General features: G+C 77.0%; 1 pseudogene. It reads left to right on the top strand.

Features of this window, described 5'->3' with window-relative positions:
• Positions 1 to 561: pseudogene (locus IEX61_RS12265) on the top strand (hypothetical protein); the annotation flags it as partial.

Below are 561 nucleotides of genomic sequence, written 5' to 3'. Positions count from 1 at the left end.
TGGCCGGGCGCAGCCTGCTGTGGACGGAGCTCATGGCGCTCGCTGACCGGCGCGCGTGGGGCGACCTGTGGGGCAAGGCGGCGGTCGCGCGCGGCGACGGGGTTCGGGCCGTCCAGTGGGCGATGGCCCATCCGCTGCTTGCCGCCGCGTGGCGCGCGCCGCTCCGCGAGCGGCACCTTTTGGGCGCGGTGCAGTGGCTGGTGTTGGAGGGGCGGGCCGAACTCGTGCCGGGCGTTGCCCACGTAGGGGAGGAACCGCCGCGGGGATGGAGGCGCAAGCTGGCCCGCCTGTTGCGTTGGGGCCACACAGGGCGCCCGGCGGGGCGGTGCCTGCGCTGCGGGGAGGAGGAGACGCTTCAAGAGACGCCAACCTGCGCGTCGTGCGGCGCCGCGCGCTGCGCATTCTGCGCCCGCTGCCTGGCCATGGGCAAAAGCCGTTCCTGCGCCCTGCTCGTGCGCGTGGGTGCACCGGCGCTGGGCCCCGGGCGAGAGGTTGGCGTGCCGGCGGCGCTCGTGCTGTCGCCGGTCCAAGCGGGGGCGGCACGGGCCGCCCGCGCGGCCG

It is taken from the genome of Calditerricola satsumensis, assembly GCF_014646935.1.
GTDB lineage: Bacteria > Bacillota > Bacilli > Calditerricolales > Calditerricolaceae > Calditerricola > Calditerricola satsumensis.
This window is presented reverse-complemented; position numbering and strand designations above follow the sequence as displayed.